This window comes from Gracilibacillus timonensis (genome assembly GCF_900086715.1).
GTDB classification, from domain to species: domain Bacteria; phylum Bacillota; class Bacilli; order Bacillales; family Amphibacillaceae; genus Gracilibacillus; species Gracilibacillus timonensis.
The window spans coordinates 1-16,996 of sequence record NZ_FLKH01000012.1; the positions used below are offsets into that span (position 1 = coordinate 1).

Here is a 16,996-nt window from a genome sequence, read left to right on the forward strand (position 1 = left end):
AATCGATCGAGGACTTATCTATACATGATGTTGGCTTGTCCGATGAATTCTTATCTAGTTTTGAAAGTATATAAAAAACACTTGCATTTCGTATAAGGCATGCGTTATAATATGTCTTGTCCTTATCGAAAGAAAGTCTGGTGACGATAGCGAAGAGGTCCCACCTGTTCCCATGCCGAACACAGTAGTTAAGCTCTTCAGCGCCCATGGTAGTTGGGGGTTTCCCCTGCAAGAGTAGGACGTTGCCAGGCAGTATTTTTTTCTAATTTTATATCATCGCGGGGTGGAGCAGTCTGGTAGCTCGTCGGGCTCATAACCCGAAGGTCGCAAGTTCAAATCTTGCCCCCGCAACCAATGGTCCGGTAGTTCAGTTGGTTAGAATGCCTGCCTGTCACGCAGGAGGTCGCGGGTTCGAGTCCCGTCCGGACCGCCAGATCATAACTTGACTCTAATAAATATACAAAAGGATTTTCTTATCGAGAGCCGATAAGGGAATCCTTTTTTTATTGGTTAGGAAATTATAAAATGGAATGCTTGTGGATAACTACTTGTTAACAATAGGCCACGTCCAGCTCCAAGCGCCCAGCAACTAGCGCAACTTCCCTCAGCTTCGTACGATAAGGTAACATCGGCTCCTAACGTCGCCGTGTTACCTTTATCTCCTACGCTTCAGTCCAGTTGAACGGGCGCTTTGCGCTTTTGTTCTGTATATCAGGCAGAATGATAGATTCTCAAGTTTTGTGGAAATGTTAGAGTGATATTATAGTATGGTAATGCTGAATTAAAATTGAAATGAGAATTTTTACTGAAAGCTAACCGAAAGCATAGGCTAAAAGGTTGTAGACCAAATAAAATGTTAGTCTAAAATCAGGGATTAGGCTCTTAGCAACGCTGTTCTGATGTGACGGAGAATTACGTCTATTTCTTATCTATAAGTCAACCGGTTGACATACATATTAAAAGACAGTAAACTATGGTTTAATAAGTTATTTCACTCCGAGGCACTTATTATCTGGCATTACCTAAAAATATTCAAATATCTGTTATAAAATACTATTTATTCCACGCGAGGTAGGCTTTGATGAAAAAGCATGATAAGTATAGTTTCATTTCTACACTTTTCCAATTTTCGATTGTCTGCATTTGTTATCATAGGACAACAGCTTATTGCAAGATCGTCAGATAACACTAATTTTTAAAACTTGCGATGCTTTGTTTTCTTCTCTTCTCCATGACCGAAACATAAACAGATTACTTGAAAACGATTTCTAACATTTGGTTGTTTGAGCATTAAAGGAGAGCGCTCATAAAATATTGGCTTTTGAGGAAAATTCTTTTTTAGTTTTTCTGAGGGATTTGGATAATCGACGCATCGGAGTGTTTCTAATAAAAAAAGGGGGAGTACCATCTGAAATTTAAATTCTTAATGTTGGGCTTTATGTGCATGGGGTTTCTTATTGGCTGTCAAATAATAGAGGGGGGTTCCGATGTGGAAATAGAATATAAAGCAGGTAGTGATTACTATACAGAAAAACATAGACCGCAATTTCATTTTTCAACGTTTTCAGGTAACTTGGCGGATCCTAATGGTTTAATCTACTATGAAGATGAATATCACCTATTTCATCAAAAAAATGGGATGTGGGCGCATGCGATTAGTCCAGACCTCGTTCATTGGGAGCACATGGATATTGCACTTGAACATGATGAGTTAGGTCAAGCATTATCCGGGAGTGCTGTAGTGGATTGGAATGACAGCTCTGGTCTGTTTGATGGGGAGACCGGTCTTGTCGCGATTTATACCAATACAACTGGTGGAGAAGCGCAAAGTATAGCTTACAGCAACGATAATGGAAGGACCTGGGAAAGGTATGAAGGAAATCCTGTCATTGAGAATCCTGGTATTAAAGATTTTCGGGATCCTAAGGTTTTCTGGCATGAAGAAACGGAAAAATGGGTGATGATTGTTTCAACCGATAAAAGTGTTACCTTTTATAATTCGGATGATTTAATTGATTGGGAATATCAAAGTCAATTTGGCGATGGTCATGGTACACATGTTGCTGTATGGGAGTGTCCAGACTTGTTTCGTTTACCCGTAGACGGTGACGAGGATAATCAAAGATGGGTGATGCATGTTAGTGTAGGCGATAATGAGGAAACAAATGGTTCCACTGCGCAATATTTCGTTGGCGAATTTGATGGTACACAATTTATTCATGAACAGGATCCAGAACTTGTAACGATCACGGATGCTGGACAGGATTTTTATGCCGCTCAGAGCTTTTCCGGTATGCAAGAAGAGGACGGCCGTCGTGTTTGGCTGGGATGGATGGCAAATTGGCGCTACCCTTATCAATCACCAACCGATCCATGGATGGGCTCAATGTCGATTCCAAGAGAATTATCGTTAAAAGAGAGTAACGATGGACGCATTCAACTTATGCAACAGCCGATAGAAGAGCTAGAAACACTGCGTGAGACAGAACTTTCCTTGGATCCTTTTGAAGTAGAGGGCACGTATGATGTAGACTTTGATGGCACCAATTATGAATTTCGTTTAAAAGCGACTTGGGAGGACTTAGAGGAACTCGGTATTCGATTAAGAATGGGCGAGGAAGATGAACAAACCATCGTCGGTGTTCAACCGGAAGAAGAAAAAGTATTTCTCGACCGCAGCTTAGCTGGTTTAGAACAATTGACAGATAGAAACGGGGAACCCTTCACGTTTGGGGCGAAGTTCGAGGAAGCATATGAGGCTGATCAAAAAGAAATTGAAATCCATGGTTTTGTCGATGAATCCTCTGTAGAAATGTTTATCAATGATGGAGAAACGGTATTTACTAATTTAATTTATACGACCCCAACGAATCATGGATTACAGCTTTACACCAAAGGAGGTACAGCAGAAATAGAGGAGTTTACTGCTTATCATTTACGATCCACCTGGCGGCAAACACCAGAAAATAGTGACATAGAATATCTTGTTGTGAACGAGGAGAAAGTAGAACTTCAAGTAGGAGAAGAACATGTACTAACTGCTTATGCCAAGCCTGATTGGGTAAATGAAGAACAGGTAGACTATGAATGGAGTGTGGAAAACGAGGAATATCTCACATTAACCGAGGAACAAGACGGCGTGAGGGTTGTCGGAGAACAACCTGGAAGTACAGAGATTATGGTAAAAGACGTAAGTTCGGATGTAGAAACAAGGATTACCGTACGGGTGGAATGATGGCGGGAATGAACTGGAGCAAGGTATTATGATTGTGCGTATACTCCAGTTCCTTTTTGATTAAAGTTTATCCGCTTGGGTATTGGATTGACTAGGTTTGCGGGCCGTTGAAGTGGAATCAAAAAAACGCTCTTGCAATATATCAAGTGCCTCTTCCATTTTGGCGAGCTCTTCGGTGGAAACCTGCTGTATGCGTTCTTGAAAAGAGACTTCCATAATTGAGAAGGCTTCATTCATTAATACTTCTCCCTGCTGAGACAATTGAATATAGTGTTTGCGCCGATCATTGGTATCGGTGCTTTTTTTTATGAGAACTTTCTCTTTGAGTTGTTTCAATTCTCGACTTGTATTGGGCATGGACATGTGCAGGCAATCGCTAATTTCGCTAGGTGTGACGGGTTGGTTTATCTTTACATATTCCACTATCTTGTATTGTACTTGTGAAAGAGTCTCTGGCTTGGCCATTTTTGTCCATTCATGTGTGGTTTGATGGACAGCGGCCGAAAATGATACGAATTTATGAAATAATGAGATATCTTTCATTTTCCTCACCCTTTCTTCTATATAAAGATACCAAAAAAATTATCATTAAACAATTATCATTTGATAACTAATCAGCAAGGTGCTATTATTTAGTTATCAAATGATAATGAAAAAGGAATGATAGAATGAATGTACTAATCGTGTTTAGTTACCCTAACCAAGAGGGATTAAATTATGCTTTTTTGCAGAAGGTGATCAAAGCTTGTGAAGAGAATCCAGATGTCCGTTCTTTTCAAGTGCTGGATTTATATCAGCAAGGTTTTGATCCGGTTCTGGTATTTAATCATCAGAAAAAAAGAAGGCACATGTATAAAGATCTGGAGCTGCAATCGTATAGAGATCAAATCGTTTGGGCGGATAAATTGGTGTTTATTTACCCGATTTGGTGGGGAAGACCACCGGCAATGTTGCTAGGCTATATTGATCAATTATTTGCTTCTAATTTTGCCTATCGGGATAAAGGAGGATTATTTCCGGAGGGCCTCCTCAAAGGAAAATCGGCAGTTTGTGTATCCACGATGAAAGGACCGACCTATTATCCATTGATATGGCTGCACAATGCCCATAAGACGCTTATGAAAAGGGCACTCTTTCGTTTTGTTGGAATTCGTAATGTGAAATTTTTTGAATTTGGAAATATGGAACGGGAAAATGGCAGTCAGGTCAAGAAATTGCAAAAGGTATATTATTACTTGAGAAGAATACATCATTAGAATATCACCTCAATCTTTTCATTGTGTGTATCATGAAACTTTTGGTATGATATTGTTATCTAGTATGTTACAGGGGTTTCCTAAGCGTTGGAAATCTGATTGGGAGGCTAAATATGGAAGAGTTCGACTTTATCCGTTCTATCACCCCTAAATACTATCGCCAGCCATCGATTATAAAAGGGATCGGTGACGATGCGGCGATTATTCGTCATCCCTATGAAGATCTGATTACGACCGTTGATACGATGGTGGAGAACGTTCATTTTTCGTCACAGACGACAGAACCATTCCATATTGGTTATCGTGTGTTAGCAGCCAATATTAGTGATATTGCAGCTATGGGAGGCAAACCTACCTCTTATCTGGTTTCCATGGTGATACCAGACCACTGGGAATTGTCGGATATTCGTATGATCTATCAAGGTATGGATCAGCTTGCCCGACAGTTTCAGATGGATGTTATTGGCGGTGATACCGTCTCTGGGGATCAGTTAAGTATCTCGATTACGGTATTTGGTACGGTGCATGCGAACAAAGCGCGATATCGAAGTGATGCCAAGCCAGGTGATGTCGTATTTGTTACAGGAACGCTGGGTGATGCGGCTTGCGGTCTGCATGTGCTTTTACAGGAAGATGAACAAGCCAAACAGAATTATCGGTATATGGTTAATCGTCACCGTATGCCCATGCCGCGCCCTGTTTTTATACAAGCCTGTCAGTCATTACCACGGATCAGCCTAAACGATGTCAGTGATGGTATTGCTAACGAAGCGAACGAAATAGCAGAAGCCTCTCAGGTAAAACTGCATATTTATTATGATCAAGTACCAAAACACCCGCAGTTATCTGATTTTAGCAAGGATCAGCAAAAGGAGTGGTCCCTATCTGGCGGCGAGGATTTTGAACTGATTGGCACGATTCCGGAAAAAGATATCCCTGTCTTGGAAAAAGTAGCAGTTGCTACTAATATTCCAGTTACGCTGATTGGTAAAGTAGAGGAAGCAGATAAGCATCAAGTGGGAGTATGGCTTCATGAGCAGGATCAAGTAAACAAGCTGGATCACACGGGCTATACCCATTTAAGAAGGTGAGATAATGCAAGCATATATCATAGAAACAAATACGGAAGCAGAAACCAAACAGCTGGCTTATCAATTGGCGCAAGGGTTAACACCAGGAGATGTGCTTACCCTGGAGGGCGATCTCGGTGCTGGTAAGACGACATTTACCAAAGGGCTGGGCGCAGGATTAGGCGTCAAGCGTGTGATCAACAGTCCTACTTTTACTATTGTCAAAGAATATATGGGCGATGTCCCCTTTTATCATATGGATGCCTATCGTTTAGAAGACAGTGATGAAGATATTGGTTTTGCAGAATATTTTCAACAGCATGGGATTACGGTGATTGAATGGGCACATTTTATTGCTGATTATTTGCCGGCGGACAGGCTGAATATCGAGATAACGCGTATCGATGACAATCGACGTCAAATTAAATTCCAGCCAACGAATGCACATTTTGAAAAGGTATGTAAGGAGCTAAAGGCATGAATATACTGGCAATCGACACATCCAATCAAGTATTGGGTGTAGCAATAAGTAAAGATGGGGAGTTACAGGCGGAGTATACAGCCAATGTGAAACGAAATCATTCGATTGGTTTAATGCCCGCAATTGAATATGTGATGGAGAAGAGTAACATCACGACGGATCAATTGGATCGACTAGTTGTGGCAAAGGGGCCAGGATCTTACACAGGTGTGCGCATAGGTCTAGCTACAGCGAAGACGATGGCATGGGCATTAGGTATACCTATAGTGGCCATATCCAGTCTAGAGCTGTTGGCGTATAATGTGAGGGAAAAGGGTGTTGCTGTTTCTCCTTTTTTTGATGCGAGGCGTGGTTTGGTTTATACAGGTTTATATCAGTTAGATCATGAAGGTATGCAGGTACTCGAAGCCGATCAAAATATTGCGATGGAGACATGGCTAGAGCAATTAAAAAGGCTGGAGCGTCCGGTGCTTTTTTTCAGTCAGGATATAGACATACATGAGGCTGTTATTAAAGAGAATCTCGGTGACTTGGCGAGGTTGCCACATCGCATAGACCATCTACCGAGACCGGGCATGTTGGCATTAATGGGCAATTACTATCCAGAGACACCTGTACATCAGTTGACGCCCAATTATATTCGTTTAGTGGAAGCAGAAGCAAATTGGTTAAAGGAACAGAAGCCACATGACACAAATTGACATTCGATCGATGACAGAGGCCGATATGGAGGCGGTGAAGCAGATTGATCGACGTTCGTTCACCGATCCTTGGCCTGATTATGTGTATCAAGAAGAATTAACTAATAATCAACATGCCAAGTATTTTGTTATGACTAATGATCAAGAAGTAATCGGATTTTGCGGCGTATGGATGGTCTTAGATGAGGCACAGATTACAAATATAGCGATTGATCCCAATTATCAGGGAAATGGTTATGGAACGGTGTTGTTTCAATATGTGATAAACTATGCCATCGCACATGGTATCATACGACTTTCGCTAGAGGTGCGCGTTTCAAATACAAGGGCACAAGCGGTATACAAAAAGTTTGGTTTAAAACCAGGTGGGATTAGAAAAAATTATTATTCAGATAATCAAGAAGATGCTTTAGTATTGTGGGTGAATTTATGAGTGAATACATTTTGGGAATAGAAACGAGTTGTGATGAAACAGCAGCGGCGATTGTGAAAGATGGAACGAAAATAATATCGAATGTGGTTGCCTCACAAATTGAGAGTCACCGCCGTTTTGGTGGAGTGGTACCAGAGATTGCTTCTCGCCATCATGTGGAACAGATTACTATGGTGTTAGAGGAGACCTTTCAGAAGGCTGGGTTAACGGCAGAGGATATCGATGCCATTGCAGTGACAGAAGGGCCAGGGCTTGTTGGTGCCTTATTAGTCGGTGTGAATGCCGCCAAAGGATTAGCATTTGCCAAGCAAAAGCCCCTTGTCGGTGTTCACCATATCGCTGGTCATATTTATGCCAATCGGCTGGAGAAGGAATTCGCTTTTCCGTTATTGGCCTTAGTGGTGTCTGGCGGACATACGGAATTGATTATGATGAAAAAACATGGAGATTTTGAAATTGTCGGAGAAACGCGGGATGACGCAGCCGGTGAAGCTTATGACAAAGTTGCAAGAACCCTGCAATTGCCGTATCCAGGTGGGCCGCAGATTGATAAGTTAGCAGCAGAAGGACGTGCAAGTATTGATTTTCCTAGGGCATGGCTGGAAGAAGGTTCGCTAGATTTTAGCTTCAGTGGTTTAAAATCAGCGGTTATCAATTCCCTACACAATGCCAAGCAAAAGGGAGAGACGTTAGCGCCAGAAGATGTAGCTGCCAGTTTCCAGGCCAGTGTGATTGATGTATTAACCGCAAAGACATTTCAAGCAGCGGAGAAATATCAGGTGAAGCAAGTCATTGTTGCGGGAGGGGTCGCGGCCAACAAAGGATTAAGACAAGTGATGACGGAGAAATTCCAACAAGTCCCTACGATCGATTTAATGTCCCCGCCTTTATCTTTATGTACGGATAATGCAGCCATGATTGCTGCCGCCGGATCCGTTGCCTTTCGACAAGGACATCGAGCCGATTTGGATTTAAATGCCAATCCCAGCTTGAGCCTGGAACGATATGCCGGCCGATCGGAATAAGCAGAGATGTAATGTCTCTGCTTATTTTTTTGGGAATGACGACCAAAAAAGCACTCGGGTCGGGAAAACGGTCGCCATCTCGGAAATGACGTCCAAAATCGGAGAGAACATGTGACAAACGGTCGTCATCGACGAAATGACGCCCAAAATCTGTGGGGACTCGTGACAAATGGTCGTCATCTCGGAAATGACGCCCAAAATCCGGTAGAACTCATGGCAAATGGTCGTCATCTCGGAAATGACGTCCAAAATCCGGGGGAACATGTGACAAATGGTCGTCATCTCGGAAATGACGCCCAAAATCGGAGAGAACTCGTGACAAATGGTCGTCATCTCGGAAATGACGCCCAAAATCCGGTAGAACTCATGGCAAATGGTCGTCATCCGAGTACCGTATGATTCAGATATAGTAAACCCAACTATGTTCCCCAACTGGTTTAAAATGTTTCTCTAATAATCTTTTTATCCTTTTTCTGGATATAATACCGCCACTCCACTCGTACACCAATTTTGAGGTTAATTTATCATCTGGGAATAATAACTGCAATTCTACGATATGTCGTAATAGGGCTTCTTCCATGTTATCGGCGGCTCCACATCGGGAACAAGTTAAATTCCAACCAGTTGAGGATAACGCCAATCGACCACATGAGTGACAGCGAATCCCTTTTTGCAAATCAGTAAATGAATAGGCAGGTAACTCAGGATAGGGATAGTCACCTAAGTCAGCAGAGACCAGCTGCTGCGCTACTTCTCTCTCTTTTTTTCCTGCTGGAGCTGCTCGGTTCATGGATTTTATAAAGGCAGACAGTTGCGAAGAAAAAATAAACTGTTTTAACAAGGGCGCTTGATAAAGGAAAAACTGTGGATGGGTAAACACAAGTCGGCTTTCTACTTGCATATGGACATGGTGAGTTTGCAGCCATCTACGCAGCAATGATTCACTTCGTTGTATTTGTAACAAAGGATTGGTAATTTCTTGATGAGGGAGCTTGTACCAGTTTTTTTCTTCGTACTTATGGTTACCAGCATAGTGTTTTACCTCTAATAGGAAAATGGTGTCACCAGTGATGATAAGGGAATCCAGTTGGAAAGTGGTCGTGCCTAGTTGAAGGTAGAGATCGTTGAGGAGTAAAACAGATGGTGAAAGCCTTTCAGTAAGCAATGACTCTAATTGAGTTTCACCTTGGTAGCCTTGCTGCAAATTTTGCAGGGTGGTCTTGTCTTGAGAAGAAAAAGGAAGTCGGTCTTGCAAGGCTTGATAAATTCTTAATTCTTTTGATTTTTCTAATGGTTTTATAATCATATATGCAGCTCCTTTTGTTACATCTTACAATAAGAATGGAACGAATGCAAAAACACTTCACTTATACACAAACCATGCCGAATAAAGTGGATAAAAAAACAGCAACCTTCCCAGCAAAGGTTTTGTATTCGCTTCAAAAAATGTGGATAAAACTCGATATTTTTGTGGATAACGGGGATAACTCTCTTAATAATTGCTATGCTAATAGTTGATAAGTGGATAACCTTGTGGGTAATTTAACGACAAAAAAAGACATTCTGCATCCCGCAAAATGTCTTTTACCATTAGTCATGAAGTGTCTCCCATTCCTCCATAAGTTCCTCTAATTGTTCGGCCAAGCGCTTGTTTTGATGGTTAAGTTCCGTGGTTTTCTCATGGTCTTGAAATATTTCAGGGTCACACAGCAGTTGTTCAATTTCTTCTATTTCCTGCTCATATCCTTCGATTTCACTTTCAATTTCGATGATCCTTCGTTCTTTTCTGCGCTTTTCCCGTTTGAGTTCTTTTTCCTTTTCAAAATCTGACTTGTTAGTTACTACCGTTTGCTCCGTTTTTATCTCAGCCTGTTGTAGTGCTGCTAGTTCTTCTTCCTCTTGTTTTTTGGCAATATAATAATCATAGTCTCCCCAATATAACGTCGTTTGTTCGGGTTGCATTTCGAGCACATGGGTTGCTAGTTTATTAATAAAATAACGGTCGTGCGAAACGAATAGAATCGAACCCGGGTAATCGATTAAGGCAGACTCCAGTACTTCTTTACTGTCCAGATCCAGATGGTTGGTTGGCTCATCCAGTAAGAGTAGATTGGCCTTTTCCATCATTAATTTGGCAAGCGCCAATCTGGCTTTTTCCCCGCCGCTTAAGGCAGAGACAGAACGTAAGACATCATCACCCGAGAAAAGGAAATTACCGAGGATAGTTCGGATATCCTTCTCATCTATAAAAGGATACTCGTCCCATAGTTCATTTAATACGAGTTTATTTGTGTGTAACTGTGTCTGCTCCTGATCATAATAACCAATCTGTACATTAGCACCTAATAGAATCTCACCAGTATCGGGCTGTAAGGCACCGATAATCAATTTTAAAAGGGAGGATTTTCCGACCCCATTTGGTCCTACTAACGCCACACTGTCCCCACGCTCCATGTGAAGCTGCAACTGACTAAATAAGCTGCTATCTTTATCCTGATAACGAAAGGAAAGGTCATTAATTTTTAAAACATCGTTACCGCTACGGCGATTCACCGTAAATGAAAATTTGGCAGAGCTTGCCTCGCCAGCGGGCTTGTCCATTACCTCCATCTTTTCCAGCTGTTTCCGTCGACTTTGTGCCCGTTTGGTGGTAGAGGCACGAACAATATTCTTCTGGATAAAGTCTTCCATACGTTTAATTTCTGTTTGCTGCTTTTCATATTGTTTGAGATCTCGTTCATAATTGGCGGCCTTTTGTTGTAAGTAGGCACTATAGTTACCTAGATATTTCGTAGAATGATGACGCGAGATTTCATAGATAATATCGACGGTTTTATCGAGGAAATAGCGATCATGTGATACGATAATGACAGCGCCGGGATAGCTGTTGATATAACCTTCAAGCCAAGTAAGTGTCTGAATATCCAAATGGTTAGTGGGTTCATCTAGAATAAGCACATCTGGTTTGGTTAATAATAACTTACCTAAGGCGAGCCGTGTCTTTTGTCCGCCGCTCAATGATGTGATCGAAGCAGACCACATGCTTTCTGGAAAATGCAGTCCATTTAATACTGCCTTTATTTCCGTTTCATATTGATAACCGCCAGCTAATTTGAATTGCTCTTGTTTGAAATCGTAGCTGGTCAACAGTTGTTGGTATGCCTGCTGGTCATCAAGTAGATCAGGATCACCCATCTTTGCTTCCATTTCGCGTAGGGCTTGTTCTTCTTGTTGAAAGTGTTGAAAAATCTGCAGCATTTCCTGCCAGATTGTTTCGTTGGAGTCTAAGCCAGTGTGCTGTGCAAGATAGCCAAGCGAGACCTCCTTTGGTTTGTGAATTTCTCCTTCATCATACCCAAGTTGTCCCGAAATGATATTTAATAAAGTGGATTTACCAGCTCCATTACGACCTACTATCGCAATCCGATCGTGCTGCTTGACTTCCAGCTTTATGTTTGACAAAATCAGTTCTGCACCAAACTGTTTTGTGAGATTGTTTACTTGTAAATAAATCATCTTTTTCACCTCTGCTGTCCTTAGTTTATCACAGCGCTAACCGTCCGTAAAATCCCCACGATTAAAGGCGGAACCGTGTGGAAAACGGTTGGTAACATCCTGATAAGTCTCGCTCTATCGTAAAGAGCTTCGTCCTGCAATGTGACCGATTGATTACTTAGTGAAATAGTTCACGACTTTTCTGTGTTTTTCTGTTAGAATAGAGATAGGTGAATCAGTCTTCATGAGGATACCTCACATTCACTAATCGAAAGTAAGGAGAATCAGTGATGCCAAATCAAAATAAAATACCACAAGCTACAGCGAAACGTTTACCACTGTATTATCGTTTTTTAAATAATTTGCATATCCAAGGAAAATCACGTGTATCTTCCAAAGAATTAAGCGAGGCTATAAAGGTGGATTCTGCAACGATTCGACGAGATTTTTCCTATTTTGGTGCATTAGGAAAAAAAGGATACGGCTATAATGTCGAGTATTTGCTTGGTTTCTTCCGTAAAACGTTAGATCAAGATGAAAGTACTCCTGTTGCCTTAGTCGGTGTGGGGAATTTGGGTACGGCCTTCCTTAATTATAACTTTACTAAGAATAATAATACAAGAATTGACATGGCATTTGATGCGGACCATGACAAGGTAGGGACACAGGTAGGTAATATTCAGGTGCATCATATCGATGACTTGGAGAAAGAGCTAGAAGATATTTCTGTAGCCATTCTGACTGTTCCTGTGTCGGAGGCGCAGCAAATGACCGATCGTTTAGTGGAGTTAGGGGTAAACGGTATTCTGAACTTTACGCCAGCAAGGATTACGGTACCGGACCATGTCCGGGTACATCATATCGATTTAGCGATTGAATTACAGTCTTTAGTCTATTTCATGAAGCATTACCCGTTGGAAGAAGAACCAAAGCAAGGTAGAAAAAAGACACGTACGTAATAAAAAAATGGAGTAGGACAGGCTGATGCTTGGTCCTACTCCATTTTTTGTGTTATTTTTTTTTGCGTTTTTCCTGCTTGATGCGTCGGTGTAGGCCAACCAAGCGAATCGCTAATACAAAGTCGATGGTTGCAAAGATCACTAATAATATTGTAAAAAAGTTAAAGACTGTATCCTCCACAAATCTTATCGCCAAAAAAGTAAATAATATCCCTAAAGCGAAATAAAAGATAGCAGAGCGTAATGGTGAAATACGCATGTGATGATTATCCCCCAATGAGTATGAGCATTAAGTCATTTAATTGTTTCATTTGTTCTTCTAATTCTTCCGGGTCAATTGATAGCTGGGCAATAATGGCGATGGTGTTCATCGACATATGAACAATAATAGGTACAAGGATCCGTTTTGTTTCTACATAGATAAAGGATAACACCATTGCTACAGCGGTATAAATTAGGATATGGCTAAAATCCATATGAACGACCGCGAAAACAACACCAGATAATAATGCTGCAAAGAAGAAATTCATTCGTTTATAAAGTGTACCAAAAATCGCCTTACGAAATACCAATTCCTCCAGAATAGGCCCTAAGATGGCAATAATCATAATAAAGATTGGCGACTGCCGGGCGATATTGCTTAAGTTCATCGTATTTTCTGAGCCAGGTGGAATTCCGAATACAAGGGCTTCAATAGCAACGGCTGCATATTGCGCCAGCATGACCATAATAAATCCTAACACGGACCATAGCACAATGGAACCAATCTTTTTTTGTCTCAGTTGGAAGAATTCCTTTATTTCATCTCGCAATAAATAAAGGGATAACAGCAAGGCTAATGCAAAAGTCACCACCGACCAGCCAACTGTAAATGCTGCAGGATCTTCAATCTGAGGAAGAAACGGTAATGCCAGATAAGCAGATAACTGCATGATGATATACGTTAAAATCACATAAATATATTTTTTCTCCAAAGTCAAACGTCTCCTTTAGATTCTTTTTAACCCATGCTAAATATTTTAACACATAACCTGCGTGAAATTGAACTAGTATGTCTGTAGGTGGTTTCAACTTTTAAAGTATATGAGAACAAACAGCCCATCATTCATGCAATCCATGTAGTGATGTTGCAGGTGGCTGAGTAGGTATTGCTTTTTTCCTATTTAAAAAAATAAAATTAAAATACTTGCAAAAAAGTGAAGTTTTCATTATTATAATAATTGTGTTAGCACTCCTCTTGAATGAGTGCTAATAAAACAAAATGAATGAGAAAATCAAGGAGGTAACATAAAAGATGCTTAAACCATTAGGTGATCGTGTCATTATCGAACTTGTAGAGCAAGAAGAAAAAACGGCAAGTGGAATTGTTCTTCCAGATTCTGCGCAAGAAAAACCACAAGAAGGTAAGGTGGTAGCTGTTGGTTCAGGACGTGTAACAGAACACGGAGAAAAGATTGCACCAGAGGTAGAAGAAGGCAATACCATTATTTTCTCTAAATTCGCTGGAACTGAAGTGAAGTATGAAGGAAAAGATTACTTAATTCTTCGTGAAAATGATGTATTAGCTGTTATTGGCTAAAGGACGAAGAACACTTATTTAAAATAACATAGTTCAAAAATTTAAGGAGGTTTTTTCATTATGGCTAAGGAATTAAAATTTAGTGAAGACGCTCGTCGTGCGATGCTGCGCGGGGTGGACACACTGGCAAATGCAGTAAAAGTAACATTAGGACCAAAAGGACGTAACGTTGTATTAGATAAAAAATTCGGATCTCCACTTATTACAAATGATGGTGTTACCATTGCCAAAGAAATCGAATTAGAAGATTCCTTTGAAAATATGGGTGCACAACTAGTTTCAGAGGTTGCTTCTCAAACAAATGATGTAGCTGGTGATGGTACAACCACTGCAACAGTTCTTGCACAGGCAATGATCCAAGAAGGATTGAAGAACGTGGCTTCCGGTGCTAACCCAGTAGGCGTTCGTCGCGGAATTGAGCAAGCAGTTGAAATAGCAACGAAAGAATTGCGCAACATCTCCAACCCAGTGGAAGGAAGAGAGTCGATTGCACAAGTAGCTTCGATTTCTTCTTCTGATGAGGAAGTAGGTCAGTTTATCGCTGAAGCCATGGAGCGCGTTGGTAACGATGGTGTCATTACGATTGAAGAGTCCAAAGGTTTTAACACCGAATTAGAAGTAGTGGAAGGTATGCAGTTTGACCGTGGTTATGCCTCTCCATATATGGTGACCGACCAAGATAAGATGGAAGCAGAGCTAGAAGATCCATATATTTTGATCACGGATAAGAAGATTAATAATATTCAGGAAGTATTACCCGTACTAGAGCAAGTGGTACAACAAGGTAAGCCGCTTCTTTTAATTGCAGAAGATGTAGAAGGGGAAGCTCTTGCTACCTTAGTATTAAACAAATTACGCGGTACATTTAATGCTGTTGCTGTGAAGGCTCCTGGATTTGGTGACCGTCGTAAGGCAATGCTTGAAGATATTGCTGTATTAACAGGCGCAGAAGTAATCACAGAAGACCTTGCTTTAGACTTGAAAAACACAACGATTGAACAACTTGGCCGTGCTTCTAAAGTTATCGTTACAAAAGATAATACAACGGTTGTAGAAGGATCTGGTGACCCAGAACAAATCGCTGCTCGTGTTGCTCAATTACGTGCACAAGTAGAAGAAACAACTTCTGACTTTGATAAAGAGAAATTACAAGAACGTCTAGCTAAGCTTTCTGGCGGTGTAGCAGTAGTGAAAGTCGGTGCTGCGACAGAAACGGAATTGAAAGAACGTAAGTTGCGCATTGAGGACGCTTTAAACTCTGCACGTGCTGCAGTAGAGGAAGGTATGGTTTCCGGTGGTGGTACGGCACTGCTTAACGTTTACGCGAAAGTAGCGGAACTAGAACTCGAAGGTGATGAAGCAACTGGTGCGAACATCGTATTACATGCATTAGAATCACCAGTTCGTCAAATCGCTGAAAACGCTGGACTAGAAGGTTCTATTATTGTTGAACGCTTAAAAGGCGAAGAAGTAGGTGTAGGCTTTAACGCCGCAACAGGCGAATGGGTGAATATGGTGGAAGCCGGTATCCTTGACCCTACCAAAGTAACACGCTCTGCCTTGCAAAATGCAGCTAGTGTATCTGCCATGTTCTTAACAACAGAAGCAGTAGTAGCTGACATTCCAGAAGAAGGCGGCGGCGCAGCCCCTGACATGGGCGGCATGGGCGGCGGAATGCCGGGCATGATGTAATGGGAAGTAGCATTGCTCTAAAAAGATAAGATTTGAAAAGTCCATTTCTCGTTATTCTTTCATTAAAATAACGGGAGGCGGACTTTTTTGTTGATTAAATTTGCTTACAGATAAATCCCCGCAAGATATTCGTAAATTACTAAATGATCTAGTTCATGAAGGACTATTTAAGATAGAGGTCTAGGGTCAGGCACTGTTTATGAACTTTCTGATATTTGAGCCTTTATTAATTGGGAACATTCAAAACAGAAAAGTCACAAGGGATAGCGTAACTAACACGGGGGGAACCGCAGATAATTCAGAGATCCATTAATTTTTAACGGTAAGAGAGTGATCCGTGCTCTTAGATCGTGAAGCAGCTAATTTTAGAAGACCATACATTAAACCATTAGTAGATAGAGGTTTACTAAAGCTTCGATATCCGCAGACTTATAAGACGAAGCGTAGATAATGTAACAACCAAAAAATAAAGATAGCCCACAACACTTCCACCTTAAATGATGCTGTTGAATGAATAAAGAACAGCTTGAACACATGATGAATACTGATTTTTAGGCTGATTCTATTTGTCAAAGTTGTATTGGGTTTTCTACGTTTTTTTGATCACGCCTAATGATCTGTATTGCTTACCAAAATCTAAGTCAAATGATTTTCCGATGTTTGCGAGTAGTTCATTATCATTCTTGTTTTGAAATCGCTAATATTTCTGGCTGTGTTTTTATTACAGTAGAAGCTTTAAATAGTAGCGTAGGATGGTATGAGAATTTAGGTTTTATAACACGTGAGAAAAATACGGATAAGTATAGGACAATGGTATTAATGGTATTGCAATTAAATGATCTCCTGTGATAGTCACTCTCTGTATACAAAAAAATCCTTGTCATGTTCCGTTCCATAATCAATGTGATCTTACATTATTGTTTTAAGGTATCGTTTATAAGAAATGAGAATGATTGGCATGCACTTACATCATGTCCGGCATGCTACCACCTATATTCAAAAGTCACCTAAAAAAAGGTGGCTTTATTATTTTGCAAATTTCTAAAAGAGGACGAGAGGCCGATAAAACG

General features: G+C 40.9%; 16 protein-coding genes, 2 tRNA genes and 1 rRNA gene. 14 read left to right on the forward strand and 5 right to left on the reverse strand.

Annotation, left to right across the window (positions count from 1 at the left end; genetic code table 11):
• Window positions 1–136: 136 nt before the first annotated feature.
• The 4 genes from rrf (at window position 137) to BN6556_RS11300 (ending at window position 3,235) form a co-directional block, all read left to right on the forward strand.
• Window positions 137–251 (forward strand): 5S ribosomal RNA (gene rrf, locus BN6556_RS11285).
• Window positions 252–277: 26 nt separating this feature from the next.
• A tRNA-Met gene (locus BN6556_RS11290) sits at window positions 278–354 on the forward strand.
• A gap of 2 nt (window positions 355–356) precedes the next feature.
• Window positions 357–433, forward strand: a tRNA-Asp gene (locus tag BN6556_RS11295).
• Window positions 434–1,489: 1,056 nt separating this feature from the next.
• Entirely contained in the window at window positions 1,490–3,235 is a 1,746-nt protein-coding gene (locus BN6556_RS11300; protein WP_235817514.1) for a glycoside hydrolase family 32 protein, read from the forward strand.
• Between the two features lie 60 nt (window positions 3,236–3,295).
• Here the strand turns inward: BN6556_RS11300 and BN6556_RS11305 are convergent, their stop codons facing one another.
• Window positions 3,296–3,778 carry a MarR family winged helix-turn-helix transcriptional regulator gene (locus tag BN6556_RS11305; RefSeq protein WP_066191345.1) on the reverse strand — a complete coding sequence of 161 codons (483 nt, stop codon included), beginning with the start codon at window positions 3,776–3,778 and terminating at the stop codon, window positions 3,296–3,298.
• Between the two features lie 125 nt (window positions 3,779–3,903).
• Here BN6556_RS11305 and BN6556_RS11310 point away from each other — a divergent pair, with 125 nt between their 5' ends.
• The 7 genes from BN6556_RS11310 (at window position 3,904) to BN6556_RS11340 (ending at window position 8,600) form a co-directional block, all read left to right on the forward strand.
• Window positions 3,904–4,491, forward strand: a complete 588-nt coding sequence (locus BN6556_RS11310; protein ID WP_066191348.1) for an NAD(P)H-dependent oxidoreductase — start codon at window positions 3,904–3,906, stop codon at window positions 4,489–4,491.
• 113 nt (window positions 4,492–4,604) lie between these two features.
• Window positions 4,605–5,582, forward strand: coding sequence for a thiamine-phosphate kinase (thiL, locus tag BN6556_RS11315; RefSeq protein ID WP_066191351.1), 978 nt, complete (start codon window positions 4,605–4,607; stop codon window positions 5,580–5,582).
• A 4-nt stretch (window positions 5,583–5,586) separates the two neighbouring features.
• Entirely contained in the window at window positions 5,587–6,042 is a 456-nt protein-coding gene (tsaE, locus tag BN6556_RS11320; protein WP_066191354.1) for a tRNA (adenosine(37)-N6)-threonylcarbamoyltransferase complex ATPase subunit type 1 TsaE, read from the forward strand.
• Entirely contained in the window at window positions 6,039–6,743 is a 705-nt protein-coding gene (gene tsaB / locus BN6556_RS11325) for a tRNA (adenosine(37)-N6)-threonylcarbamoyltransferase complex dimerization subunit type 1 TsaB (RefSeq protein WP_066191359.1), read from the forward strand. Before tsaE ends, tsaB begins: the two co-directional genes overlap by 4 nt.
• Window positions 6,730–7,176 carry a ribosomal protein S18-alanine N-acetyltransferase gene (rimI, locus tag BN6556_RS11330; RefSeq protein WP_066191362.1) on the forward strand — a complete coding sequence of 149 codons (447 nt, stop codon included), beginning with the start codon at window positions 6,730–6,732 and terminating at the stop codon, window positions 7,174–7,176. The genes tsaB and rimI overlap by 14 nt, the downstream gene beginning before the upstream one ends.
• Window positions 7,173–8,201, forward strand: a complete 1,029-nt coding sequence (tsaD, locus tag BN6556_RS11335; protein WP_066191365.1) for a tRNA (adenosine(37)-N6)-threonylcarbamoyltransferase complex transferase subunit TsaD — start codon at window positions 7,173–7,175, stop codon at window positions 8,199–8,201. The genes rimI and tsaD overlap by 4 nt, the downstream gene beginning before the upstream one ends.
• A gap of 111 nt (window positions 8,202–8,312) precedes the next feature.
• The gene (locus BN6556_RS11340) at window positions 8,313–8,600 is read left to right on the forward strand and encodes a hypothetical protein (RefSeq protein ID WP_066191368.1); all 288 of its coding nucleotides are present in this window, start codon (window positions 8,313–8,315) and stop codon (window positions 8,598–8,600) included.
• Window position 8,601: 1 nt separating this feature from the next.
• Here BN6556_RS11340 and BN6556_RS11345 read toward each other — a convergent pair whose 3' ends face one another.
• Window positions 8,602–9,507, reverse strand: a complete 906-nt coding sequence (locus BN6556_RS11345; RefSeq protein ID WP_066191371.1) for a nuclease-related domain-containing protein — start codon at window positions 9,505–9,507, stop codon at window positions 8,602–8,604.
• 284 nt (window positions 9,508–9,791) lie between these two features.
• Entirely contained in the window at window positions 9,792–11,717 is a 1,926-nt protein-coding gene (locus BN6556_RS11350) for an ABC-F family ATP-binding cassette domain-containing protein (protein WP_066191374.1), read from the reverse strand.
• Window positions 11,718–11,986: 269 nt separating this feature from the next.
• On the opposite strand from BN6556_RS11350, the gene BN6556_RS11355 reads away from it, so the two are divergent.
• Entirely contained in the window at window positions 11,987–12,655 is a 669-nt protein-coding gene (locus BN6556_RS11355) for a redox-sensing transcriptional repressor Rex (RefSeq protein WP_066191381.1), read from the forward strand.
• Between the two features lie 52 nt (window positions 12,656–12,707).
• Here BN6556_RS11355 and BN6556_RS11360 read toward each other — a convergent pair whose 3' ends face one another.
• Window positions 12,708–12,914 carry a YdiK family protein gene (locus BN6556_RS11360; RefSeq protein ID WP_066191384.1) on the reverse strand — a complete coding sequence of 69 codons (207 nt, stop codon included), beginning with the start codon at window positions 12,912–12,914 and terminating at the stop codon, window positions 12,708–12,710.
• A gap of 7 nt (window positions 12,915–12,921) precedes the next feature.
• Complete coding sequence (locus BN6556_RS11365; RefSeq protein WP_066191386.1) at window positions 12,922–13,629, reverse strand: CPBP family intramembrane glutamic endopeptidase; 708 nt, start codon at window positions 13,627–13,629, stop codon at window positions 12,922–12,924.
• Window positions 13,630–13,949: 320 nt separating this feature from the next.
• Between BN6556_RS11365 and groES the strand changes: the two genes are divergently transcribed.
• Together groES and groL are read left to right on the forward strand one after the other, a co-directional pair.
• Window positions 13,950–14,234 carry a co-chaperone GroES gene (gene groES, locus BN6556_RS11370; protein ID WP_066191389.1) on the forward strand — a complete coding sequence of 95 codons (285 nt, stop codon included), beginning with the start codon at window positions 13,950–13,952 and terminating at the stop codon, window positions 14,232–14,234.
• A gap of 60 nt (window positions 14,235–14,294) precedes the next feature.
• A complete protein-coding gene (groL, locus tag BN6556_RS11375; RefSeq protein WP_066191391.1) occupies window positions 14,295–15,926 on the forward strand; it encodes a chaperonin GroEL in 1,632 nt (543 codons plus the stop codon).
• Window positions 15,927–16,996: the final 1,070 nt, after the last annotated feature.